At 67.0% G+C, this 22,087-nt stretch carries 22 protein-coding genes; 11 read left to right on the plus strand and 11 right to left on the minus strand.

The window, feature by feature from the left end; translation table 11 throughout:
• Positions 1 to 7 precede the first annotated feature (7 nt).
• The 4 genes from AC6LJW_RS09840 to AC6LJW_RS09855 all read left to right on the plus strand — a co-directional run bounded on the left by AC6LJW_RS09840 (position 8) and on the right by AC6LJW_RS09855 (position 5,618).
• Positions 8 to 1,231: a CaiB/BaiF CoA transferase family protein gene (locus AC6LJW_RS09840; RefSeq protein ID WP_498087156.1), complete on the plus strand. Its 1,224-nt coding sequence runs from the start codon at positions 8 to 10 to the stop codon at positions 1,229 to 1,231.
• Entirely contained in the window at positions 1,228 to 3,567 is a 2,340-nt protein-coding gene (locus AC6LJW_RS09845) for an acyl-CoA dehydrogenase family protein (RefSeq protein WP_498087157.1), read from the plus strand. The genes AC6LJW_RS09840 and AC6LJW_RS09845 overlap by 4 nt, the downstream gene beginning before the upstream one ends.
• Before the next feature lie 47 nt (positions 3,568 to 3,614).
• Positions 3,615 to 4,586, plus strand: coding sequence for a Bug family tripartite tricarboxylate transporter substrate binding protein (locus AC6LJW_RS09850; RefSeq protein WP_498087158.1), 972 nt, complete (start codon positions 3,615 to 3,617; stop codon positions 4,584 to 4,586).
• A gap of 69 nt (positions 4,587 to 4,655) precedes the next feature.
• On the plus strand, positions 4,656 to 5,618 hold the full coding sequence (locus tag AC6LJW_RS09855; RefSeq protein WP_498087159.1) for a LysR family transcriptional regulator: 963 nt from the start codon (positions 4,656 to 4,658) through the stop codon (positions 5,616 to 5,618).
• Between the two features lie 26 nt (positions 5,619 to 5,644).
• Here the strand turns inward: AC6LJW_RS09855 and AC6LJW_RS09860 are convergent, their stop codons facing one another.
• The 8 genes from AC6LJW_RS09860 to AC6LJW_RS09895 form a co-directional block, all read right to left on the minus strand.
• Positions 5,645 to 6,568 (minus strand): amidohydrolase family protein, encoded by a 924-nt coding sequence (locus AC6LJW_RS09860; protein ID WP_498087160.1) that lies wholly within the window; start codon positions 6,566 to 6,568, stop codon positions 5,645 to 5,647.
• Complete coding sequence (locus AC6LJW_RS09865; protein WP_498087197.1) at positions 6,565 to 7,176, minus strand: carboxymuconolactone decarboxylase family protein; 612 nt, start codon at positions 7,174 to 7,176, stop codon at positions 6,565 to 6,567. Before AC6LJW_RS09865 ends, AC6LJW_RS09860 begins: the two co-directional genes overlap by 4 nt.
• A gap of 13 nt (positions 7,177 to 7,189) precedes the next feature.
• On the minus strand, positions 7,190 to 7,804 hold the full coding sequence (locus AC6LJW_RS09870; RefSeq protein ID WP_498087161.1) for a glutathione S-transferase family protein: 615 nt from the start codon (positions 7,802 to 7,804) through the stop codon (positions 7,190 to 7,192).
• Positions 7,805 to 7,841: 37 nt separating this feature from the next.
• On the minus strand, positions 7,842 to 8,486 hold the full coding sequence (locus tag AC6LJW_RS09875) for a flavin reductase family protein (protein ID WP_056559167.1): 645 nt from the start codon (positions 8,484 to 8,486) through the stop codon (positions 7,842 to 7,844).
• Between the two features lie 19 nt (positions 8,487 to 8,505).
• On the minus strand, positions 8,506 to 9,471 hold the full coding sequence (locus tag AC6LJW_RS09880) for a tripartite tricarboxylate transporter substrate binding protein (protein ID WP_498087198.1): 966 nt from the start codon (positions 9,469 to 9,471) through the stop codon (positions 8,506 to 8,508).
• 50 nt (positions 9,472 to 9,521) lie between these two features.
• Positions 9,522 to 10,502 carry a Bug family tripartite tricarboxylate transporter substrate binding protein gene (locus tag AC6LJW_RS09885; protein WP_498087162.1) on the minus strand — a complete coding sequence of 327 codons (981 nt, stop codon included), beginning with the start codon at positions 10,500 to 10,502 and terminating at the stop codon, positions 9,522 to 9,524.
• Positions 10,503 to 10,610: 108 nt separating this feature from the next.
• The gene (locus tag AC6LJW_RS09890) at positions 10,611 to 11,138 is read right to left on the minus strand and encodes a thioredoxin family protein (RefSeq protein WP_498087163.1); all 528 of its coding nucleotides are present in this window, start codon (positions 11,136 to 11,138) and stop codon (positions 10,611 to 10,613) included.
• 17 nt (positions 11,139 to 11,155) lie between these two features.
• On the minus strand, positions 11,156 to 11,842 hold the full coding sequence (locus AC6LJW_RS09895; protein ID WP_056559175.1) for a cytochrome c biogenesis CcdA family protein: 687 nt from the start codon (positions 11,840 to 11,842) through the stop codon (positions 11,156 to 11,158).
• Between the two features lie 173 nt (positions 11,843 to 12,015).
• Here AC6LJW_RS09895 and AC6LJW_RS09900 point away from each other — a divergent pair, with 173 nt between their 5' ends.
• From AC6LJW_RS09900 to AC6LJW_RS09910, 3 genes are all read left to right on the plus strand, one after another.
• Complete coding sequence (locus AC6LJW_RS09900; RefSeq protein WP_255357157.1) at positions 12,016 to 12,147, plus strand: hypothetical protein; 132 nt, start codon at positions 12,016 to 12,018, stop codon at positions 12,145 to 12,147.
• A gap of 67 nt (positions 12,148 to 12,214) precedes the next feature.
• The gene (locus AC6LJW_RS09905; protein ID WP_056559178.1) at positions 12,215 to 12,955 is read left to right on the plus strand and encodes a response regulator; all 741 of its coding nucleotides are present in this window, start codon (positions 12,215 to 12,217) and stop codon (positions 12,953 to 12,955) included.
• Positions 12,952 to 14,277, plus strand: coding sequence for a sensor histidine kinase (locus tag AC6LJW_RS09910; RefSeq protein WP_498087164.1), 1,326 nt, complete (start codon positions 12,952 to 12,954; stop codon positions 14,275 to 14,277). Before AC6LJW_RS09905 ends, AC6LJW_RS09910 begins: the two co-directional genes overlap by 4 nt.
• A gap of 9 nt (positions 14,278 to 14,286) precedes the next feature.
• Here AC6LJW_RS09910 and AC6LJW_RS09915 read toward each other — a convergent pair whose 3' ends face one another.
• Positions 14,287 to 15,033 (minus strand): 5'-methylthioadenosine/adenosylhomocysteine nucleosidase, encoded by a 747-nt coding sequence (locus AC6LJW_RS09915; protein ID WP_286939572.1) that lies wholly within the window; start codon positions 15,031 to 15,033, stop codon positions 14,287 to 14,289.
• Between the two features lie 250 nt (positions 15,034 to 15,283).
• Between AC6LJW_RS09915 and AC6LJW_RS09920 the strand changes: the two genes are divergently transcribed.
• Complete coding sequence (locus AC6LJW_RS09920; RefSeq protein WP_498087165.1) at positions 15,284 to 15,709, plus strand: organic hydroperoxide resistance protein; 426 nt, start codon at positions 15,284 to 15,286, stop codon at positions 15,707 to 15,709.
• Positions 15,710 to 16,047: 338 nt separating this feature from the next.
• Positions 16,048 to 17,085, plus strand: coding sequence for a T6SS phospholipase effector Tle1-like catalytic domain-containing protein (locus AC6LJW_RS09925; protein WP_427987479.1), 1,038 nt, complete (start codon positions 16,048 to 16,050; stop codon positions 17,083 to 17,085).
• Here AC6LJW_RS09925 and AC6LJW_RS09930 read toward each other — a convergent pair.
• Together AC6LJW_RS09930 and AC6LJW_RS09935 are read right to left on the minus strand one after the other, a co-directional pair.
• Positions 17,048 to 17,359 carry a helix-turn-helix domain-containing protein gene (locus AC6LJW_RS09930; protein ID WP_498087166.1) on the minus strand — a complete coding sequence of 104 codons (312 nt, stop codon included), beginning with the start codon at positions 17,357 to 17,359 and terminating at the stop codon, positions 17,048 to 17,050. The two genes, AC6LJW_RS09925 and AC6LJW_RS09930, sit on opposite strands and share 38 nt — an antisense overlap.
• A gap of 96 nt (positions 17,360 to 17,455) precedes the next feature.
• On the minus strand, positions 17,456 to 18,310 hold the full coding sequence (locus AC6LJW_RS09935; protein ID WP_427987477.1) for an IclR family transcriptional regulator: 855 nt from the start codon (positions 18,308 to 18,310) through the stop codon (positions 17,456 to 17,458).
• Between the two features lie 161 nt (positions 18,311 to 18,471).
• Here AC6LJW_RS09935 and AC6LJW_RS09940 point away from each other — a divergent pair, with 161 nt between their 5' ends.
• Together AC6LJW_RS09940 and AC6LJW_RS09945 are read left to right on the plus strand one after the other, a co-directional pair.
• Complete coding sequence (locus AC6LJW_RS09940) at positions 18,472 to 19,461, plus strand: Bug family tripartite tricarboxylate transporter substrate binding protein (RefSeq protein ID WP_498087167.1); 990 nt, start codon at positions 18,472 to 18,474, stop codon at positions 19,459 to 19,461.
• Positions 19,462 to 19,612: 151 nt separating this feature from the next.
• Entirely contained in the window at positions 19,613 to 21,964 is a 2,352-nt protein-coding gene (locus tag AC6LJW_RS09945) for a cytochrome P450/oxidoreductase (RefSeq protein WP_498087168.1), read from the plus strand.
• The last annotated feature ends 123 nt before the right edge of the window (positions 21,965 to 22,087 follow it).

A 22,087-nucleotide genomic window follows, 5' to 3' on the forward strand; every position in this document is an offset into this window, starting at 1 on the left:
GGCCGACATGACTCGTGCATTGGAAGGCGTGAGGGTACTGGACCTAAGCCGCGTGTTTTCCGGGCCGTGGGCCGCGCAAATGCTGGCCGACTTCGGCGCCGACGTCATCAAGGTGGAGCGCCCGGGACGCGGCGACGACGTGCGGCACCAGGGCTATCCCATGCCGGACCGCGACGGCAAGCCCAGCCGCGAAACCTCTTCCTTCGTCGCGATGAATCGCGGCAAGAAGTCCCTGACGCTGGACATCTCGCGGCCCGAGGGCCAGGAGTTGGTTCGCCAGCTGGCGCAGAAGGCCGACATCGTCATCGAGAACTTCAAGGCGGGCGATCTGCGGCGCTACGGGCTGGACTACGCCTCGCTGTCCGCCCTGAATCCGCGGCTGGTGTATTGCTCCATCACCGGCTTCGGCCAAACCGGCCCCTACAGCCACCTGCCGGGCTACGACCCGATCTTCCAGTCGATGAGCGGCCTGATGAGCGTGACGGGTGTGCCGGACGGTGAGCCGGGCGCGGGGCCGGTCAAGGCCGGCTATTCCGTGTCCGACCTGACCGCGGGCTTTTACGCGGTGTCGGCCATCCTTGCCGCGCTGCGCCACCGCGACCAGATTTCGGGCGTGGGCCAGCACATCGATCTGGCGTTGCTCGATGCGCAGATCGCGGCCATCTCGCACATCGGCATGAACTACCTGGCCAGCGGCAAGCTGCCCGCACGCATGGGCTCGGCCTCGCAGATCACCGCGCCGTTTCGCGCCTTTGCCTGCCGCGACGGGCACCTGATGGTGGCCGTGGGCAATGACTCGCAGTTCCGCAGCTTCTGCAACGTGATCGGTTTGCCCGCGCTGGCGGACGACCCGCGCTTTGACACCAACCCCAAGCGCGCGGCGGCGCAGGCCGACCTGTCGCGGCTGATCGAGCCGGCGATGCTGGCGCGCACGGTCACCGATTGGAACCAGGCCCTGGCGGCCGCCAACGTGCCCTGCGGTCCGATCTACACCATGGATCAGGTGTTCGAGGACCCGCAGGTGCGGCACCGCGAGGTGCTGGGCAGCGTCGACCATCCCGCGCTGGGCGCCATGCCTGTCGTCCGGAACCCGATTCACTTCTCCGCCACACCGATCGCCATCGGCCTGCCGCCGCCCATGCTGGGCGAACACACGGCCGACATCCTGCGTGGCGAGCTGGGCCTGTCCGATGCGGCCATCGAACGCCTGCATGCCGAGGGCATCGTATGAACGCCATCGACCACGAACTGATTGAAGAAATCCGCGACAGCGCGCGCGATTTCCTGCAGCGCCGCGACCAGCGGCAACGCAAGCGTCGCGCCGCGGGCGGCGATCGCGCCTACTGGCAGGAAATCGCCGCGGTCGGCTGGCTGGGGATGAGCGTGCCGGAGGCGCTGGGCGGCCTGGGACTGGGCTGGCATGCGATGGCGGGCGTGCTGGAGGAAGCGGGCCGCGCCCAGCTCCCCGAACAGCTCGTCGGCGCAGGGGTGCTGAGCACGGCGCTGTTGGCTCGTATCACGCCGGCGGACGACACCGCCTTCCGTGACCGGCTGCTGGCGGACGTGTGCAGTGGCGAGCGAAGGGTGGGCGTCGCGTGGCAGGAAACGGAAGGCCAGCTCGAAGCCGGAGAATCGGCAGGCGCCTTTGGCGTCACCGCGACCGCCCGCGAAGGCGCCTATGTGCTCAACGGCGAAAAGCGCCACGTCGTTGCGGGCGCAGACGTGGACGGCTGGCTGGTCACGGCCGACGGCGAAGCGGGTTCCGCCCTGTTCTATCTGCCGGCCGGCACGCCGGGCGTGACTGTGCATGCGCACGAGCGCGCGGACAGTACACCCGCATGCCACCTAGCGATCGAATCCGCCGTGGTGGCGCAGGACGCGCTGCTGGCGCGCGAGGGCGTGCTGGACGCTGTCGACGAAGCCCTCGACTACGGCCGCCTGATGCAATCCGCCGAGCTGGTGGGCATCGCGCGGCAGGTGCTGGCGGACTCGGTCGCCTACCTGAACACGCGCAAGCAATTCGGCCAGACGCTGTCGTCGTTCCAGGCCCTGCAGCACCGGCTGGTGGACGCCACGATGCAGGTGGAACTGGCGTCCAACAGCCTGCTCGATGCGCTGAACACCCTGGCGGCGGCGCCGGATGACGTGAAGGCGCGCAAGGCAGCGGCCAGCCGGGTCAAGGCCCGCGCGGCGCGCGCCGGCATCGGGGCGTCGCGCCTGGCCATCCAGTTTCATGGCGCCATCGGCTACACCGACGAATGCGATGTCAGCCTGTACTTTCGCAGTGCGTTGCACCTGGGCGCCTGGCTGGGCAACGCCACGGCGCATCGCCAGCGCTACGCCGCGCTGGCGGCCGATCCCGCGCCCGAGGCGGACGATTCGATGGACCAGGCGTGCGGCACGGACTTCCCGCGCGATGCGGACTGGAACGCCATGCCGGAAGCAGAATTCCGCGCGCTGCTGCGCCGCTTCTTCCGCGCGCACTATCCCGACCACCTGCGGCACGTCCCCTGGCGGCTGCATTGGGATGAGATCAAGGCGTGGTACTTCACGTTGTCGCGCCAGGGATGGATTGCGCCGTCATGGCCGCGCGAGCACGGCGGCATGGCGCTGTCGCCGGCCCGGCAGATCGCGTTCATCGAGGAAGCCGAACGCTACGGCGTGGCGCGCGCGCCGGACCAGGGCCTCGTCATGCTGGGCCCCATCCTCATCCGCTACGGCACCGAGGCGCAGCGCGCGCGCTTTCTGCCCGGCATCCTGTCCGGCGAGGCGGTCTGGGCGCAGGGCTACTCCGAGCCCGACGCCGGCTCGGACCTGGCCGCATTGCGCTGCGAGGCGGTGATCGAGGGCGACGAGCTGGTCGTCACGGGCCAGAAGACCTGGTCGACACTGGCGCAGGACGCGACGCACATGTTCATGCTGGTTCGCACCGACAAGACCGTCAAGAAACAGGCGGGCATCAGCTTCCTGCTGGTCGATCTGAACAGCCCCGGCGTCAGCCGCCGGCCGATCCGCACGCTATCGGGCCACGAGGAGTTCTGCGAGGTGTTCTTCGATCAGGTCCGCGTGCCGCGCGGCAACCTGGTGGGGGAACTGAACGCGGGGTGGGGCATCGCCAAGGCGCTGCTCGGCTTCGAGCGCCTGTTCAGCGGCAGCCCCAAGCATGCCAGCCATGCCTTGCAGCAGATCTTCAGCCTTGCACGGCAACGCGGACTGCTGGCCGATCCGGCGTTCACGGACCGGCTGGCCGAGTTGCGGCTCGATAGCGCCGACCTCACCGCCATGTACCGCGTCTTTGCGGACATGGCCAAGGCCGGACGCCCGCTGCCGCCGGAACTTTCGCTGCTGAAGATCTGGGCGACCGAAACGCACGAGCGGCTGGGCGCCCTGCTGATTCAGATCGCCGAGGAATATGGCGGCGCGGCGATGCACCTGGGCTATGGCAACGGCAACGTGCAGGCGCTGGCGCCTTACGTCAACGCGCTGGCGGCCACCATCTTCAGCGGCACCAACGAGATCCAGCGCAACATCTACGCCAAGCAGGTCCTGGGCCTGCAAGGCGCCTGACAACGACAACGCGCCGGCCCCGAGCCGGCGCACCCGGAGAGAGACACATGAAGCAAGCAACCGCACTGACGGTGGCGGCAATGATCCTGGGCGGCGTCGCCGCGCCCGCCACGCACGCCGCGCAGCCCTGGCCCAGCCAGCCGATCCGCCTGATCGTGCCCTACCCGCCCGGCGGCTCGGTGGACAACCTGGCGCGCCTGCTGGCCCCATCGCTCGGCGAGCGCCTTGGCCAGACCATCGTCATCGAGAACAAGGCCGGCGCCAGCGGCACCATCGGTGTCGACGCCACCGTGCGTGCCGCGCCCGACGGCAATACCTTCGGCTTTGGCGTGCCGGGCGCGATCACCGGGTTGCCTCACGTCATGAAGGTGCCGTATGACGTCTCCAAGATCCAGTACGTGTCGCTGGTGGCGCGTATTCCGCAGGTCATCATGGTCAATCCGTCGTTGCCGGATACCACCCTGGCCGCCTTTGTCGAAAGCGCCAAAAAGCAGCCCGGCAAATACAACTACGGCTCGGCTGGCAATGTGACCACCCCGCATCTGGGCGGGGAACTGCTCAAGCAGCAGACCGGCATCGACATCATGCACGTGCCCTACAAGGGCGCCGCGCCCGCAGTGACGGCGCTGCTGTCCAACGAGGTGCAGATGTTCCCCGGCGACGCATCGGCCGCGCTGGGCTTCATCAAGGCGGGCAAGCTGCGCGCGCTGGCCGTGGCCAGCCCGGAACGATTCGAGGGCCTGCCCGACGTGCCCACCACCAAGGAGGCGGGCTTTCCCGGCATCATCGTGGAATCCAATTACGGCGTCATCGCGCCCACCGGCACGCCCAAGGACATCGTGGACAAGATGTCGGACGCGATCGCGAAATCGCTGGCCGACCCCGTGCTGCGGCAGAAGATGATCGACCAGGGCGCCATCCCGGTCGCGACGACGCCCGATGCCTATCGCGCCTTGATGGAGGCGGAATCGAAGAAGTGGGGCGAGGTGATCAAGCGCGGCAAGCTGGGACTGCAATAACGCCATGCCCGCGCGCTTTTGCCGTACGCTTATGCCGATTCCCACGACCGCCGACCGCCGCCATCGACCATGCCATCAGCAAAAGCCACGGGCCTGAGCCTGGATCTGACCGCCGACCTGCACAAATGGCGAGCCTTCCTGGCCATCGCGGAACTGGGCAGCATCACACGGGCGGCGCTGTACCTGGACCAGGACCAGTCGGTGCTGAGCCGCCGCATCAATGCGCTTGAACGCGAGTGCAATGCGCGGCTCTTCAACCGCACCGGGCGCGGCGTGAACCTGTCCGAGGTGGGCGAGCGTCTGTTCCCGCTGGTGCAGACGCTGCTGGGCGACGCCGAACGGCTGGAGCTGGAACTGAACGGCGAGGCCCGCGAACCGGCTGGCGAGGTCACGCTGGGCCTGTTGCCCTCGACCGCGCACCCGCTCATCCGCCGGCTGTTTTCCCGGCTGCGCCAGCAATTTCCCAAGGTGCATCTGAAGATCCTTGAAGGCTCCAGCGGCCAAATCGAGGAATGGCTGACCGACAGCCGCGTGGACATCGCCATCCTGTACCGCTACGGCGACAAATGCCCGGCCGGCGAACAGGCGTTGGCCTCTGTGGATTCATACCTGGTCGGCGCGGCAGGCGACGCGCGCACGCAGGCCGGCGAAGTGACGTTTGATCAACTGGACGGTCTGCCCTTCATCCTGCCTGGCGCGCCCAACGGTCTGCGCAATGCCCTGGACGGCCTGGCGCGGGCGCGCAAGATCACGATCGCGCCCCTCATCGAGGCCGACTCGCTTCCGCTGATGAAATCCATCGTGGAGCACGAAAAGATGTACACCGTGCTGCCGCTGCACGCCGTCTGGCAGGAGGTTCAGGAGGGCCGCCTGAGCATCGCCGCGCTGCGCGATCCCACGGTGAGCCGCATCATCTCGATGGCGTTCTCGCGCACAAAGGGACCCGGACGCACGGTTACGGAAGTCGCCACGCAGATCGAGGCGCTGGTGCGCGAGATCGGCGGTGAAGGCGTCTGGCACGCCAGCCCATAAAGGGCCCGGCGTGCGCGTGCCGTCGGCTATTCGAAGCCGTACAGGCGCGCCGGATTATCCACCCAGACCTTCCTGCGCAGCGCATCGTTGCCCAGCCAGTCGTGCGCCAGGTCGACCAGCGCATCGGCCGACGGCGCCGCCGCGCCCATGCGCACGAAGGGCCAGTCCGAGCCCCACAGCACCTGATCCGGATTGGCCGCCGCATAGGCATCGTGGATGCCGCGCGCGTTGTCGTAGTCGGGTGCTGCGCCCACGCGGCATACCGTCAGCTTCATCCAGATCCGGCCCTCGGCCAGCAGCCCGCGCAGCATCTGAAACACCGGATCCTGCTCGCCGCGCGCGGGGATCACGCTGCCCATGTGGTCGATCACCAGCGGCAGGTCCAGCTGCGCAAGCGCGGGCAGGTGACGCAAATAGGTGTCGCACGGCGCCCATAGCTGCGCGTGCAGGCCGAACTGCTTCATGCGCGGCGCAAGCGCTGCGACCTGGTCAAAACCCACACTGCCGGGAAACAGGTTGCCGGCGGGATCGCGCGCCTCGACAAAGCGCAGGCCGCGCACGCCGCCTTCGTACAGGGTCCGCAACTGCGCGTCGGTGACGCCCGGGTCCGCCACGGCGATGCCACGCAGCCGCCCCCCGCCTTGCGCCACGGCATCCAGCAACGCATCCGGGTTCGTACCGTAAGGCGCCGGCTGCACCAGCACGCCCCGCGCCGCGCCCAACGTGTCCAGCATGCGCAGATAGCGCGCGGCGGGCGCGTCCGGCGCGGCATAGGACGAGGGATGCTGCAGGGGAAATCGGTCATAGGGACCAAAAACGTGGCAATGCGTGTCGCACGCCCCCGCCGGCAGCGCATGACGGGGCGTCACGGGCATCCGCGGCGTCTCCACGTTGTCCGGCACGTAGGCGCGCGCCTGAGCGCCCGCTTTTGAATTGCCGGCGGCGCTCATGATGGGCTCCCGGCCAGCGGCGCCAGGCGGCTGAGCGCCGGCGCTCCGTCCTGTTGCGGCGTATCGAGCGGCGGCGGCGCATCGTCCGGCATCGGGATCTCGTGCGCGTTCAGCGTCATGGACACCATCGTGTAATAGCCGATCACGGCGGTCAGCTCCACCACGCCCACGGCGGCCCAGCGTTCCACGGCCTGCGCATACAGCTTCGGATCAACCTGTCCCGTTTCCTGGATCTGGCGGGCGAATTCGTAGACGATCTCGTCGTCGCGGTTGTCGAACACGGGCGTCGTGCGGGCCTGGATGGCATCCAGAACGGCATCCGCAACGCCGGCGGCACGAGCCGCCTGCGCATGGATGTGCCATTCGATCTGGCTGTTCCAGCGGCGCGCCGTCACCACGATGGCAAGCTCGCTGACGCGCGCGGGCAGGCTCGTGCCAAAGCGCAGCAGCGCGCCCAGCGCCTGCCAGCGTTCGGCAAGCTCAGGGCTGTGCAGCGCGGCGCGCAAGGGGCCGACCAGGCGGCCGCGCGGACCGGAGACGATCTTCTCGTACACGCGCTTCTGGTCGTCGGTCATGCTGTCGGGCGTGGGCAGCGGGATACGGCTCATCATCGTCCTCTCTCTAGGGGGTTTCGTCGGGCTGCGTGCGCATCACGGACGGCCGCGCGGCAAATCGCGCATGCCAGGCCGCCAACGCCGGATGATCGTCGCGCCAGGCGATGTCCGGGAAACGATAGTCCATGTAGGACAGCGCGCAGCCAATGGCGATCAGGCCCAGGTCGAAGCGGCTGGCCTGCAACGCCGGCGCTTCCGCTTCCAGCGCGGCCAGCACGGCTTTGGTCTTCAGCGCGAAGGCGTCCAGCCAGGCGGGCGTCTGGCGCTCGGCGGGCTTGTTGCGTTCCTGGCGGAACAGCAGCAGCGCGTCCAGGAAACCGTCTCCCAGGGCCTGGCGGCGTTCGGCGGTCAGGCGCGCCTGAGCATCGTCCGGCAACAGCCCGCAGCCCGTCAGCGCGTCCAGGTAGGCGCAGATGACGCGCGAATCGTACAGCGCCGTGCCGGCGTCCAGGACCAGCGTCGGCAGCTTGATCAGCGGATTGTCGGGCACCAAATCCAGGTTGGGCTTGTCCATCGCGACCGGCGTGCGCACCAGCGCCACGCGGTCCTCGATGCCGGCCTCGTGAATGACGATCATCACCTTGCGCACGAAGGGCGATCGTGGCGACCAATGCAGTTTCATCGACAGGCTCCAAAAGGGTTCAAGGTCTGCGGGGCATTCAATGCCCCTGCGCGGGCCGCACGGCGGGATCGTTGGCCGCGTCGGGTGTGCGCATCTGAAAGAGATCGCTGGTGTGCGCGTACCAGCCTGCGCCGTGCATGCGGCCCAGCAGGCGCAGCGCGGGCGTGTCCACGTAGAATTTTTCGGCGTTGAGCAAGGCGTCGTCGCGCAGGTAAAGCGCCACCACGCGCGCCAGCACGATCACGCGCTGCGGTGCCGCATCCAGCACCTGCCAGACCTCGCATTCCAGCGCCGCTGGGCTTTGCGCGATGCGCGGCGGCGCCACGAGCAGCGACGGCTCGGTGGACAGGCCCGCACGCGCCAGTTCGTCGATGCCGGCGTCGTAGTCCAGGCTGGTGTGGTTCATCTGCTCGGCCAGTTCCGCCGACACCAGGTTGATCACGAACTGCCGCGTCTCAAGGATGTTGCGCGAGGTGTCCTTCAACTGCCCGCCGCGCGGACCGATGCCCAGCGCGACGATGGGCGGATCGCTGCTCACCACGTTGAAGAACGAGAACGGCGCCGCGTTGCGCGCGCCCTCTTTTGACTGGCTGACCACCCAGGCGATGGGCCGCGGCACGACCACGCTGGAAAGCAGCTTGAAGGCATCGGCCGAGGCCAGCTTGCTGAAATCGAAGTTCATGGCGCGGGATGGTGGATGTTCATTTGGCCAGCAGCCCCAACGTGCCGAGCAGCCGCTGCATGTCGGCGCGGTCCTTCTGCACGTAGGCGTCGGCGTCCTTGGGCGACAACGCCATCAACTCTATCGCCTGGTCCTGCATGACCCGGCGGTAGTCGGGATCGTCGTTCACGCTTCGGACGGTGTCGCTGAGCTTTTGCACGATGTCCGCCGGCGTGCTGGCCGGGGCGGCCAGGCTGTACCAGGTGGCGGCCTGCGCGCCTTTCACCCCGGCCTCGTCCAGCGTCGGCACGTCGGGCAACAGCGGCGAGCGCTTGTCGGCCGCATACGCCAACGGCACCAGCCGGCCCTGGCGGATGAACGGCAGGCTGGCCGACAGGTTCAGCATGGCCAGGTCGATCTGCCCGCCCACCGCGTCGTTGATCGCGGGCGACGCGCCGGCGTAGGGAATGTGGTTGAGCTGCACGTGCGCGGCCTGCTGGAAGAGTTCGGCGCCCAGGTGCGTGGCGCCGCCCACGCCGGCCGAGCCATAGCTGAGCTTGCCCGGTTCGGCCTTGGCGCGGGCAATCAGGTCCGGCACCGTCTTGATGCCGCGCGACGGGTTCACGACCAGCATGATCGGCTGCACCGCCACCACCGAGCAGAACGCAAACCCGTCGACGCCGTCGTACACCGTCTTCTGCATCAACGGCGTCACGACGTGGCCAGCCGAGGTGCCCAGCAGCAGCGTATAGCCGTCCGGCTTGGCACGCGCCACGAACCCCGTGCCGATGGACGCGCCGCCGCCCGGTTTGTTCTCGACCACGACGGGCTGGCCCAGCCGCTTCTCCAGCGCCCGCGCCAGACTGCGCGCCACGACGTCGGCGGGGCCGCCGGCGGCGTAGGGATTGACCAGCGTGATGGGGCGTTCGGGATAGGCGGCCGCGGCCGGCGCGGAGACGGACGCGATGGACAGGGCGGCTGCGGCCGCCAGCAGGGAGGAGATCATCGAGGGCATGGTCGTTCCATTCAAGAGACGGGACACGGGCGGGCCGGCGGTCAATCCGCGCGTGCCCCGGACGCTTCGATGATTCGCGCCCACTTCTGCGTATCGGCACGGATCCGTTCGGAGAACGCCTCGGGCGTGCTGTACGTGGTCTGGATGCCGTACCCCGCCATGCGCTCGACCATCTGCGGCGCCGTCATCACGTCCTTGATATCCGCGTTGAGCCGGTCGATGATCGCGCGCGGCGTGCCCGCGGGCGCCAGCACGCCGGACCACAGGCTGACCTCGTAGGACTCGAAGCCCGGCGACTCCGCGATCGTGGGAACGTCGGGCAACGCCGCCAGCCGCTTCTGGCTTGTCACACCCAGCGCCTTGACCTTGCCCTGCTTGACCTGTTCGACGAAATTGGACGAGGTGTCGATCATCATCGAGATGCGACCGGCCATGAAGTCATTGATGGCCCCGGAGGTGCCCTTGTACGGAATGTGGCGGATATCCACCCCCGCGGTGGACTTGAACATCTCGCCCGCCAGATGGCTGGTGGTGCCGTTGCCCGAGGAGCTGAAGGTCAACTCGCCCGGCCGTTTGCGGGCCAGTTCCGCCAGCTCTGCCACGGAGTTCACGCCCAGTTCCGGATTCACCACGAGCAGGTTGGCCGTCAGGTTGGTCAGCGAGACCGGCGCAAAGCTCTTTTGCGGGTCGTAGCGCAGCTTGGCGTACAGCGACGGGTTGATGGTCAGCACGCCCATCGTGGAGTACAGCAAGGTGTAGCCGTCGGGCGCGGCGGTCGCCACCGCTTCCGCCCCGATCGAGCCGCCTGCCCCGCCCCGGTTTTCGACGACGACGGACTGGCCCAGCTTCTCGCCCAGCCCTTGCGCCAAGGCGCGGGCCATCAGGTCGGTGGCCCCGCCTGCCGGAAAGGGAACGACCAGCCGCAGGGGCCGGTCGGGATAGGAACCCGCGGCGCCCGCCGCGGAAATCAGGCCCATGCCGAGCCACAGGCTGACCGCGGTCAGCGCGCTTGCCATTCTCATGCTGTCTCCAAACGTCGTTCTTGTGTTTGAAGCATGGTAGGCGCGCGGCGGGGCCGGGGCTATGCGCGGGATCGCATATCTGTTTTGCGGACGGGCGGGACGGCGGGCTCAGCCGGGTTGCGCCAGCAGCCGCTGGATTTCCGCCTCCGTTTCCTTGTACCGGCCCTCGCCGAAGTGGCTGTAGACGACCTTGCCCTGCTTATCGATCAGGTAGGCGGCCGGCCAGTACTGGTTGCGATAGGCGGTCCAGGTGGCGTAGCGGTTGTCCTGCGCCACCGGATACGTGATGCCGAAGCGTTGCAGTGCCTTTTCGACATTCGGAGTGGACCGTTCGAACGGAAACTCCGGCGTATGCACGCCCACGACGACCAGGCCCTGGTCCTTGTACTTCTGATACCAGCTCGTGACGTACGGCAGCGTGCGGATGCAGTTGATGCAGGTGTAGGTCCAGAAATCCACCAGCACCACCTTGCCGCGCAGCGATTCCATCGTCAGCGGCTCGCTGTTGAGCCATTTTTCGATTCCGGTGAATTCCGGGGCCGGGGGTGCGGTGGCCGGCGCGGCCTGAGCGGCGCCTTGCATCAGGGAAGCGGCGATCAGCGCGCCCAGGGCAATCTTCTTGAACGTGGCAAACATGGTTTTCTCCTTGAGGGTCAGGCGAAGAGGTTGGCAATCCAGGCGTACGCCAGGACGTCGTACTGGAAGTAAATGGCGATGGCAGTCAGGACGAGCAGCACACCGAAGCCCTGCTGCAGGCGCTGCGTGTAGCGCGACAGGCCGCGCACCCGGGTGGCGATGGCCTGCCCGCCGTAGGCGATCACCAGCATCGGGACGCCGGCGCCGATGGCAAACACCAGCAGCAGCGTGCTGGACTGCACGAGGTCCTGCGCCTTGGCCGCCAGCACCAGGATCGAGGCCAGCACCGGCCCGGCGCATGGCGTCCACACGGCGCCCAAGGACAGGCCCAGGACAAAGCCGCCGGCGTTGCCGCTGCCCGTGCCGCCCGCCGCCGCCAGGCGCTGCAACGGGCCGCCGACGCGGGCGATCAGCCGGTCGTAAGGTTCGGGCCAGATCCGCACCAGGCCGAACAGCGCCAGGAGGACGATCGAGGTCGAGCGCACGGCCTCGTGCACGTGCTCATTCAGGTTGGAAATCAGGCTGAGGGCAATGCCCAGGCCGGCGAACGCCAGCACGAAGCCAGACACGACGAACAAGGGGCGCAGGCGGTCTGACCGTTCCAGCGAGGTGCCGAGCAGCACGGGAAGCAGGGGCAGCACGCACGGAGACGCGATGGTCAGCATGCCGGCAAGCAGAGCAATGGGGGTGTTGATCAGGTCCATGGGGGTCGTCCTTTGGAAAGTGACCCCATTGCACCCGCGGCACGTATCCGGCATGTGCCGGATCGGCGGATTTTTTCAAGCGCGTGTATCCGCCGCCAGGGCGTATACAGTACGACACACTCCGCGGGCGGCCCGGCGCTATAACCCGATCACACCTTGCACCGGAGTTCCTCATGAAACGCTTTCTTGCCGTCCTGCTGCTGCTCTTTGGCGGCTTCACCGCCGAGGCCGCCAAGCCCTTCCAATGCCAGCTCATCTCCAACAGCCGCCCGCGCCGCGATCCCCTGCCCCCGGGCGAGCGCTAGGCCTATAGAATTCCGAAACCCGCCGGCGCGCCGGGCGCGCCATCACCCACCAAGAAGGCACCCGCAGATGGACCACATAGACCACGTCATGATCGTGGACGACGATCGGGAGATTCGCGAACTGGCCGGCGGCTTCCTGCGCAAGAACGGCCTGACCGTCACGCTGGCGGCCGACGGGCGGCAGATGCGGTCGCTGCTTGAGAATATGACGGTCGATCTGATCGTGCTGGACATCATGATGCCCGGCGACGACGGCCTGGTGCTGTGCCGCGAGCTGCGCAGCGGCAAGCACCGGCGCATCCCGATCCTGATGCTGACCGCGCGCAGCGACGACATGGACCGCGTGCTGGGCCTGGAGATGGGCGCGGACGATTACCTGGTCAAGCCGTTCGTGGCGCGCGAGCTGTTGGCGCGCATCAAGGCCATCCTGCGCCGCACGCGCATGCTGCCGCCCAACTTTCAAGTCACCGAGCCGGGCCGCGAAATCGCCTTCGGCAACTGGCGGCTGGACACCACGGCGCGCCACCTGCTGGACGCCGAGGGCACCATCGTCGCGCTCAGCGGCGCGGAATACCGGCTGTTGCGCGTCTTTCTGGACCACCCGCAGCGCGTGCTGAACCGCGACCAGCTGTTGAACCTGACGCAGGGCCGCGACGCCGACTTCTTCGGGCGTTCGATCGACCTCCTGGTCAGCCGGCTGCGCCAGCGTCTGCGCGAAGACGCGCGCGAACCCATGTACATCAAGACCGTGCGCAGCGAAGGCTATGTGTTTTCCGCCGCGGTCGACGTCTCGGAAGGCGGACAGTGACCACCGCCGCGCCCCGCCGCCCCGCCTGGCCCCGCACGCTGGTCGCGCGGCTGTTCCTGATCTTCGTGGCGGGATTGATCCTGGCGTACGGTCTGTCGTTCGCGTCGCTGTTCTACGAACGCTACAGCGCCACCCGCAACATGATGCTGGGCGACCTGGAACGCGACGTCGCCATCGCCATGGACATCCTGGACCGTCTGCCCGCCGACGAGCGCGCCGCCTGGCTGCCGCGCCTGTCCAGCAACAACCGCCAGTATCTGCTGGGCGACGGCAAGGCCAACCAGCCGCTCTCGTTGGATGCCGCGCGCACCGCCGCGCAGTCGATCGAGGCCGCGCTGGGCCCGGAGCGTCCCGTCACGGTGCGCGCCATGGCGGACGATCCGCGCCACATTCAGGCGCGCGTCGTGCTGTCCGACGGCCAGCCCGCGATTCTGGATATCGAACTATTGCGGATGCGGCCGGCGCCGTGGCTGTTTGGCGTGCTGGGCGTGCAGCTGCTGCTGCTGGCCGGCTGCGCCTGGATGGCGGTGCGCCTGGCCGTGCGCCCACTGACCCGCCTGGCCCGCGCGGCCGAGGAACTGGATCCCGATCACAAGAGCCCCTTGCTCGACGAGGCAGGCCCCGCCGAAGTCGCGCACGCCGCCGTCGCCTTCAACGCCATGCAGGACCGCATTGCCGCGCATCTAGCCGAGCGCATGCAGATGCTGGGCGCCATCTCCCACGACCTGCAGACCCCCATTACCCGCATGAAGCTGCGCACGGAGTTCATGGATGCGTCTACCGACCGCGACAAGCTGGCGCAGGACTTGAACGAAGTGGAGCGGCTGGTGCGCGAAGGCATCGACTACGCCCGCAGCGCGCACGGCAAGACCGAGCAGCCGGCGCGGATCGACCTGAATGCCTTTCTGGATAGCCTGGTGTGCGACTACCAGGACACGGGCAAGGATGTGTCTCTGTCGGGCGACGCTGTTCCGCCGCTGTTGACGCGTCCCCATGCACTGCGGCGCATCCTGGGCAATCTCATCGACAACGCGCTGAAATTCGCGGGCGCCGCCGAGGTGCGCGTGGCGGCGCTGCATGATTCGACGTTGTCCATCCACGTGCTGGATCGCGGGCCGGGTATCCCGGCGGCCGAACTGGACGCCGTGCTGCAACCGTTTTACCGGCTGGAAAGCTCCCGCAACCGGGACACGGGCGGGACGGGCCTGGGCCTGGCGATCGCGCATCAGCTCGCTGAGGCGCTGGGCGGCAGGCTGATCCTGTCCAACCGCGAGGGCGGCGGCCTGTCGGCGGAGGTCAGGATCGCGCCGCTCGCCACGTAGTTTCAAACGTCAGGCGTCGCGCAGCGCGCCCGACTGCAGCAGCGGCTTCAGAATGCCGGCAGAGTACAGCCGCGCCAGGTTCACGAGGAAGTCCGTGAAATCCGTCTTGGCCGCGTGATCGGCGCTGTCGGAAATCACGCGCATCACGGCAAACGGCACGCCGAACTCGTGGCACACCTGCGCCATCGCCGCGCCTTCCATTTCCAGGCACAGCGCATCGGGCAGGCGATTTCGCAGCTCGTGCGCCAGATCGTTGTCGTTGACGAAGATGTCGCCGGTCGCGATCAGGCCATGATGGACCCGCGGCTGCGCGGCCGCGCCCGGCAAACCGCCCTTGGCCGCGAAGTCACGCGCGCTATCCAGCAGCAATGCGCTCAGCGCGGCATCGGCGTCGAAGCGCTCGCGACCCAGCAAGGGAATTTCGTGCCGCCCGAACAGGGGCCGCGCGTCCATGTCGTGCTGCATCAGGGCATCGGCCACGACCACGTCGCCCACGCGCACCTGCGGATGCAGCCCGCCCGCCAGGCCCGTGAACAGCACGCGCGACACGCCGAATTCCTGGATGACGATGGACGCCGTCGCGGCCGCGGCCACCTTGCCGATACGGCTGAGCGCAATGACGCAGGGCGTGCCCCACAGCGTGCCCACCTGAAAATCGCGCATGGCGATGCGGCGCGTCTCCGCGCCGGGTTCCATGGCCGCCAGCAGGTCGGCAATTTCTTCGTGCAGCGCGCCCAGAATGGCGAGACGTCCCATGTGTGTGCTTTCCGTGGTTGTTGCTTGATCGTTGCTTGACGCAGCCCGTGCCGCCAGCGCGCAACATACTCCAATGCCGCCGCGCCCGCCAATGACGGCGGTTTGTATCGCAGCGTATCTGGGCGGGCTCTGGATACGCGGTGATGCCATCCCGCCCCGGCGCCGACACATGACCGATACAGCCGCTTGATGCAATGCAGGCTCTTAACCCCTGGCACGGCCACGCCGCGCCGACCATCCTGGAGTCATCATGGCCAAGCAACTCGAGCAGGTCCTCTACACCGCCCACACCCACACCACCGCCGGCCGCGAAGGCGCGGGCCGCAGCAGCGACGGCGCGCTGGACGTCACGCTCAGCACGCCCGGATCCGCCAAACCCGGCACCAATCCCGAACAGCTTTTTGGCGTGGGCTACTCGGCCTGCTTCATGGGCGCGATCAAGCGCGCCGGCGCCACCCACGGCATCACCGTGCCGCGCGACATCGCCATCGACGCCAGCGTATCGCTGGGCAAGGTCGATAACGGCGCCAACTTCGCGCTTGGCGTCACACTGGCCGTCTCGCTGCCGGGATTGACCGGGGAGCAGAAGCAGTTGCTGGTTGAATCGGCGCACCAGCTGTGCCCGTACTCGCGCGCGATTCGCGACAACATCGATGTGCAGTTTCAGATTGTCTGACGCGGGTTTGAGCGTCTTGGGAGGCGGCCTGCGGGCCGCCTTTTTCTTGCGTCGGGCGGATACTGTTTGGCGCTGCGTGGATACCATCCTTTGGCGTTTTGGTTTGCTACTGATTCCGTAGTAAGGGCGTACTCCCGAAATTGGGGCACGGGCCGTTTCGCCTACAACGCACTTCTTTGACATCACAGAGCTAGGCAAAAAGGCGGTGTACGGATTTGCAGCAGGGAAACCCCGCGCCCTGACGAAATGCCCGCCCGTGCTAGCTTGCCTCACGCAGGCGTTGTGCCAGCCGGCAGCATGGGTATCGCAAGCCTTTATCTGTGTGTGGGGAGACGATCATGGTGAAGAACCTCGCCGTATTCTTCGACGGCACGTGGAACGAACCCAACGACCGCACCAACGTCTACGAGCTCTTCAAAGCCGCGCCCGAGACCAGCACTCAGGAAACGATCTACATCGAAGGCGTCGGCACGCAAGGCCAGGGCCTGTGGTCGGCCATCGACAAATTCATGGGCGGCGCGTTCGGCGCGGGCCTGTCGGCCAACATCCGCGAAGGCTACCGCTGGCTAAGCCAGCGCCACCAGCCCGGCGACCGCATCTTCCTCTTCGGCTTCAGCCGCGGCGCCTACTCCGCCCGCAGCCTGGCGGGCATGGTGCGCAAATGCGGTCTGCTCAACGAGGCCACCGAAGACCACGTCTCCGAGGCCTACGCGCTGTACCGCGACGACTGCGAACCCTCCTCGCCCGAGGCCGCCTCGTTCCGCGAACGGTTCTCCCGCGAAACCGACCTGCACTTCGTCGGCGTCTGGGACACCGTCGGCAGCCTGGGCATCCCCGTGGGCGGCGTATCCTTCCCCGGCTTCTCCAGCTTCTACAACTTCCACGACACGGAACTGAGCAACCACGTCCTGAACGCCTACCACGCCATCGCCACCAACGAATACCGCGAGCCCTACTTCCCGACCCTATGGACCCGCCGCGCGGGTTCGCCGCCACGGCCGGCGCACCTGCCCGTCGAGCAACGCTGGTTCATCGGCGCGCACTCCGATGTGGGTGGCGGATATCAGGATGGGAGCTTGCAGACGCTGCCGGCGTCGTGGCTGCAGGAAAAGGCAAGACAGGCGGGGCTGGAGACGGGGACGGTGCAGCGGATCTCGACCGATTACGAACAGTGCGAACCGCATGATTCGTACAAGGAGTTCACGGAGAAGGTGCCGATTCCGGTGAAGCGGCGGCCCAGGGTGTGGGATCGGGAGACGGTGTTGAATCTGACGATCGATGATCGCTTGCTTGGGAGGTTTGAGCGGAATCAGGCGTTTCTCAAGGAGTATCCGGATTTCAGGGATGCGTTGGGGAAGTTGGAGGTGGGGCGGTAGATTCACTCGCCAGGACCATATTCACCAAACTGTCCAGTTTGAATAGTTGGATCCTGCCGCGCAGCAGATCGGCAATGCGACGCTGTGTCACGCCGAACAGCTGCGCAGCCTGCACCTGAGTGATTTCGGACTGCTTCACGCGATTTGTCAGCACCATCATCAAGGCAGAGCGCAACTTCATGCTTTCCGCTTCCATCGGCGTGTTCTCGATGGCGTCCCACACGCTTGAAAACAACAGGCGCTGCGCACCGGCAACACTTGATTCGTCGGACATGTAATCACTCTATTGACTGAAAAGTGAAAAATGTCGCCGGGCTCGACTTTAGTGTCGATGGGATTTGGTCTGAATCAGCGACCGTTCTGCGCAGGATCACCCCGCCACGTACCCCAAAGCCACACTGGCTGCCAGCGCCTCGCGCTTTACCGCGGCCACCACTGCCCCACCCTCGGACACATCAAATCCGCCCGTCGCACCCAGCGCGGTCAATACCGCGCAGACGCGTCCGGTATGGTCATACAGCGGCGCCGACACGGCGCTGATGCCGCGCAGATTGGTGTCTTTCACCGTGGCGCACCCCGCTGCCCGCACATCGCGGCGCAAGACGCCGATGGGGTCGTCCCGATCCAGCAGCGCGCGCTGCTCAGTCGGTGCGCCGGCCAGTTCGGCTTCCGCCAGCGCCCGCACGGGCGCTTCGTCCAGCAATCCCAGAAAAGCCCGCCCCGTCGCCGACCACAGCATCGACAGCACCGAGCCGACGCGCACGTTCACGGTGACGGGCAAACCAGGCTCCTCGAAGCGCACGATGGTTGGGCCCTTGTTGCCCATGACGGCGATGAAGCAGGTGACGGCCAGGCTTTCGCGCAGGCGAACGAGCGCGGGTTCGCCGATGCGTAGGGGGTCGGCCTGGCGCATGGCGGCCACGCCGACGTAAAGCGCTTCGAGGCCCAAGTGGTACTGCTGCGTCGCCACTTCCTGGTCGACCAGTCCTTCCGCGATGAGACTCATGAGGTAGCGGTGCACCTTGGCGGGGCTTTCGCCGACGTGGGCGGCCAGCGCGGTGAGGCTGGCGCGGCCGCCCAGGCGTGCAAGCCCTTTCAGGACGGACATGCCGGTTTCCGCGGCCTGGACCCGCTGCCGGCGTTCGCGAGGCCGGACGGCCGGGGCTTCGGCGGATTCAAGATCAGACGCGAGGTCGGATTCGGGCGGCAAGGCGGCTTTGCTCATGGGGGAATACAGCTCCGAGGGCAGGCGCTCGCCGGCAAACGAGGGACCGAAAGCCTGGAGCGGCACTAAGGTTAACCCTTCTTCAAAAATTACGCATTGCGTATATGCTTTACGCAAATAAGGAATGCACTTTTGACATTTCACAACGAGGAGACTTGTCCATGCGCAGTGTTAAACACCACATCCTGGCCGGCCTGATGGCCCTGCCCCTCTTGGCTTGTGCCAGCGCGTCCGCGCAGCAGGCGGCTGCCGATTACCCGTCCAAGCCCGTGCGCTGGATCGTGCCGTATGCCGCAGGCGGCGGGTCGGATTTCCTGGCGCGCAGCATCGGGCAAGGCCTGACCGGACGCCTGGGCCAGCCGGTGGTGATCGAGAACAAGCCGGGCGGCAACACGGCAATCGCGGCGTCGGAAACGGCGCGTGCCCCGGCCGACGGCTACACGATGTTGTCCGCCGACAACGGCACGCTGGTGTTCAACCCCGCCCTCTACAAGAAGCTGTCGTATGACCCGGCGAAGGATCTGGCGCCGGTCACGCTGATGGGACGGTTTCCGATGATCCTGGTGGTCGGTCCGGCGATGAAGGTGAACTCGGCCAAGGAATTCCTGGCCGAAGCCAAGGGACGCAAGGAAGGCCTGGACTACGCCTCGGCCGGCGCGGGCAGTCCGCACCACCTGGCAATGGAGTTGCTGAAGGTCGAGGCGGGGCTGACGATGACCCACGTGCCGTACCGTGGCGCCTCGCCGGCCCTGGCGGATGTCGCCGGCGGTCAGGTGCCCGCGATGATGGTGGACCTGGCTGCGGGCGCCGGCTTCATCAACGGCGGCAAGGTCAAGGCGCTGGCGGTCGCCAATCCGACGCGTCTGCCGCAATTGCCCGACGTGCCGACATTCGCCGAGATCGGCCTGAAGAACGTGGAAGCCGCCGCGCAGGTCGGCGTGGTGGTGCCCGCCGCGACACCCAAGCCGGTGATCGAGGCCCTGAACAAGCAGGTGGTCGCGACCATCAATGATCCGGCCACGCGCCAGCGGCTGGTCGAGTTCGGCATCGAGCCTATCGGCAACACGCCCGCGCAGTACGCCGAGATGCTGACGGCCGAACGTGCCCGCTGGCAGAAGCTGATCAAAGATCTGGGCATCACGCTGGATTGAGCATTACGCGGGGATGAGCGTCATGCCGGCCTAGGCATCACGCTCGACCGCATCACGTTGAACCCCGCATCACCGGCCCGCCGCATCCAAAGCCGCAAGCATGTGCCGCACCCCGCGGCGGGCCCGCAAGACGAACACACGGAACGACCTCATGAACCAAGCATCCGCCACGCCGCGCCCCTCGGGCTGTCCCATCGATCACGCTGCGCTGTCCGCCGCGCAAAGCCCGACGGGCTGTCCGGTCAGCCCGCGCGCCGCCGAGTTCGACCCCTTTGGGGACGGCTATCAGCAGGACCCGCCGGAATATGTGCGCTGGGCGCGCGATCAGGAGCCGGTGTTCTACAGCCCGCAACTGGGCTATTGGGTCGTGACGCGCTACGACGACATCAAGGCGATCTTCCGCGACAACATCACGTTCAGCCCGTCGATCGCACTGGAGAAGATCACGCCGACGGGGCCGGAGGCCAACGCGGTGCTGGCGTCGTATGGCTATGCGATGAACCGCACGCTGGTGAACGAGGACGAGCCCGCGCACATGCCGCGGCGCCGCGTGTTGATGGATCCGTTCACGCCCGAGGAATTGAAGCATCACGAACCCATGGTGCGTCGCCTGACGCGCGAATACGTGGACCGCTTCATCGACGACGGGCGCGCCGATCTCGTCGATCAGATGCTGTGGGAAGTGCCGCTGACCGTGGCGCTGCATTTTTTGGGCGTCCCGGAAGAAGACATGGACCTGCTGCGCCAGTATTCCATCGCGCACACAGTGAACACCTGGGGCCGCCCGAAGCCGAAGGAACAGGTTGCCGTTGCGCATGCAGTCGGCAATTTCTGGCAGCTGGCCGGCAAGATCCTGGACAAGATGCGGCAGGATCCGTCGGGCCCCGGCTGGATGCAATACGGCCTGCGCAAGCAGCAGACGCACCCGGAGGTGGTCACCGATTCGTACCTGCATTCGATGATGATGGCCGGCATCGTGGCGGCGCACGAGACCACGGCCAACGCGTCGGCCAACGCGATCAAGCTGCTGCTGCAGCATCCGCAGGCCTGGCGCGAGATCTGCGAGGATCCGAACCTGATTCCCAATGCGGTCGAGGAATGCCTGCGCCACAACGGCTCGGTCGCGGCCTGGCGGCGGCTGGCCACGCGCGACGTGGAGATCGCGGGCGTCGCCATTCCAGCGGGTTCGAAATTGCTGATCGTGACGTCGTCGGCCAATCATGACGAGCGCCAGTTCGGCGATGCCGATCTGTTTGATATCCGCCGCGAAAACGCGAGCGATCAGCTCACCTTTGGTTATGGCTCGCACCAGTGCATGGGCAAGAACCTGGCGCGCATGGAGATGCAGATCTTCCTTGAAGAACTGACCCGCCGCCTGCCGCATTTGACGCTGTCCGAGCAGGCCTTCACCTATGTGCCCAACACGTCATTCCGCGGGCCGGAACATCTGTGGGTGGAATGGGATCCGGCGCAGAACCCGGAGCGCGCGAACCCGTCGCTGCTGGAAAGCGGGCATCCGGTGCGCATCGGCGAACCGTCTTCGCACGCCATCACCCGCCCGGTCGTGGTGCAAAGCGCGGAAGCGGCAGCCGACGGCATTCTGCGGCTGCGCCTGGTGTCACCGGACGGCAAGCCCCTGCCCCGCTGGTCGCCCGGATCGCATATCGATGTGGAATGCGGCGATACCGGTCTGTCGCGTCAATACTCGCTGTGCGGTGACCCGGCCGAGACCGGCGTGTTTGAAATTGCCGTGCTGCGCGAGGCGGATGGCCGTGGCGGGTCGGCGTGGATGCACGCGAACGCCACGCCCGGCGCGCGCCTGCGCATTCGCGGTCCGCGCAATCACTTCCGGATGGACGAGTCGGCCCCGAAGCTCATCCTGATAGCGGGCGGCATCGGCATCACGCCGATCAGCGCCATGGCGCGGCGTGCGCGGGAGTTGGGGCTGGATTATGAATTGCATTACAGCGGGCGCTCGCGCGGTTGCATGGCGATGGCGGACGAACTGGCGGCGCTGCACGGCGACCGGCTGCATCTGCACGTCAAGGACGAAGGCAGCCGCGCCGATTATGCGGCCCTGCTTGCCGAACCGCGCGCGGGCGCACAGGTCTATGCCTGCGGACCGCAAGGCCTGCTGGACGCGCTGGCTGGTTGCTGCGCGGCTTGGCCGGAGGATGCGCTGCGGGTGGAGCACTTCCATTCCACACTTGGGACGTTGGATCCGTCGAAGGAACAGGCGTTTGAAGTTGTGCTCAAGGATTCGGGCATCGTCATCACCGTGCCTGCGGACCAGACGCTGCTGACGGCATTGCGTGGCGCCAATATTGATGTGCAGAGCGATTGCGAGGAAGGGTTGTGCGGCTCGTGCGAGGTGCGCGTTCTGGAAGGCGACATCGACCACCGCGACGTGGTGCTGACTCGGGCGGAACGCGAGGCGAATAACAAGATGATGGCGTGCTGCTCGCGGTCTTGCGGGGGGAAGAAGGTGGTGTTGGAGCTGTAGGCGGCTGGGGTGGCTGATGGCGGTGTCAGACACCCGGGTGAGGTCATGCTGGGCTTGCTGCGGTGGCGCAGGGGTGTCAGACACCTGGAGACTGACTAAGGAAGAAGGTGGTGTTGGAGCTGT

The sequence above is a fragment of the Achromobacter sp. 1012554356 genome, assembly GCF_059760815.1.

Coding starts and splice junctions, on each gene's coding strand:
- AC6LJW_RS09905 (WP_056559178.1), top strand. CDS start 12,215: ATGGACCACATAGACCACGTCATGATCGTGGACGACGATCGGGAGATT.
- AC6LJW_RS09885 (WP_498087162.1), bottom strand. CDS start 10,502: ATGAGAATGGCAAGCGCGCTGACCGCGGTCAGCCTGTGGCTCGGCATG.
- AC6LJW_RS09900 (WP_255357157.1), top strand. CDS start 12,016: ATGAAACGCTTTCTTGCCGTCCTGCTGCTGCTCTTTGGCGGCTTCACC.
- AC6LJW_RS09865 (WP_498087197.1), bottom strand. CDS start 7,176: ATGAGCCGTATCCCGCTGCCCACGCCCGACAGCATGACCGACGACCAG.
- AC6LJW_RS09935 (WP_427987477.1), bottom strand. CDS start 18,310: ATGAGCAAAGCCGCCTTGCCGCCCGAATCCGACCTCGCGTCTGATCTT.
- AC6LJW_RS09920 (WP_498087165.1), top strand. CDS start 15,284: ATGGCCAAGCAACTCGAGCAGGTCCTCTACACCGCCCACACCCACACC.
- AC6LJW_RS09870 (WP_498087161.1), bottom strand. CDS start 7,804: ATGAAACTGCATTGGTCGCCACGATCGCCCTTCGTGCGCAAGGTGATG.
- AC6LJW_RS09845 (WP_498087157.1), top strand. CDS start 1,228: ATGAACGCCATCGACCACGAACTGATTGAAGAAATCCGCGACAGCGCG.
- AC6LJW_RS09850 (WP_498087158.1), top strand. CDS start 3,615: ATGAAGCAAGCAACCGCACTGACGGTGGCGGCAATGATCCTGGGCGGC.
- AC6LJW_RS09890 (WP_498087163.1), bottom strand. CDS start 11,138: ATGTTTGCCACGTTCAAGAAGATTGCCCTGGGCGCGCTGATCGCCGCT.
- AC6LJW_RS09860 (WP_498087160.1), bottom strand. CDS start 6,568: ATGAGCGCCGCCGGCAATTCAAAAGCGGGCGCTCAGGCGCGCGCCTAC.
- AC6LJW_RS09880 (WP_498087198.1), bottom strand. CDS start 9,471: ATGATCTCCTCCCTGCTGGCGGCCGCAGCCGCCCTGTCCATCGCGTCC.
- AC6LJW_RS09925 (WP_427987479.1), top strand. CDS start 16,048: ATGGTGAAGAACCTCGCCGTATTCTTCGACGGCACGTGGAACGAACCC.
- AC6LJW_RS09875 (WP_056559167.1), bottom strand. CDS start 8,486: ATGAACTTCGATTTCAGCAAGCTGGCCTCGGCCGATGCCTTCAAGCTG.
- AC6LJW_RS09895 (WP_056559175.1), bottom strand. CDS start 11,842: ATGGACCTGATCAACACCCCCATTGCTCTGCTTGCCGGCATGCTGACC.
- AC6LJW_RS09855 (WP_498087159.1), top strand. CDS start 4,656: ATGCCATCAGCAAAAGCCACGGGCCTGAGCCTGGATCTGACCGCCGAC.
- AC6LJW_RS09945 (WP_498087168.1), top strand. CDS start 19,613: ATGAACCAAGCATCCGCCACGCCGCGCCCCTCGGGCTGTCCCATCGAT.
- AC6LJW_RS09915 (WP_286939572.1), bottom strand. CDS start 15,033: ATGGGACGTCTCGCCATTCTGGGCGCGCTGCACGAAGAAATTGCCGAC.
- AC6LJW_RS09930 (WP_498087166.1), bottom strand. CDS start 17,359: ATGTCCGACGAATCAAGTGTTGCCGGTGCGCAGCGCCTGTTGTTTTCA.
- AC6LJW_RS09840 (WP_498087156.1), top strand. CDS start 8: ATGACTCGTGCATTGGAAGGCGTGAGGGTACTGGACCTAAGCCGCGTG.
- AC6LJW_RS09940 (WP_498087167.1), top strand. CDS start 18,472: ATGCGCAGTGTTAAACACCACATCCTGGCCGGCCTGATGGCCCTGCCC.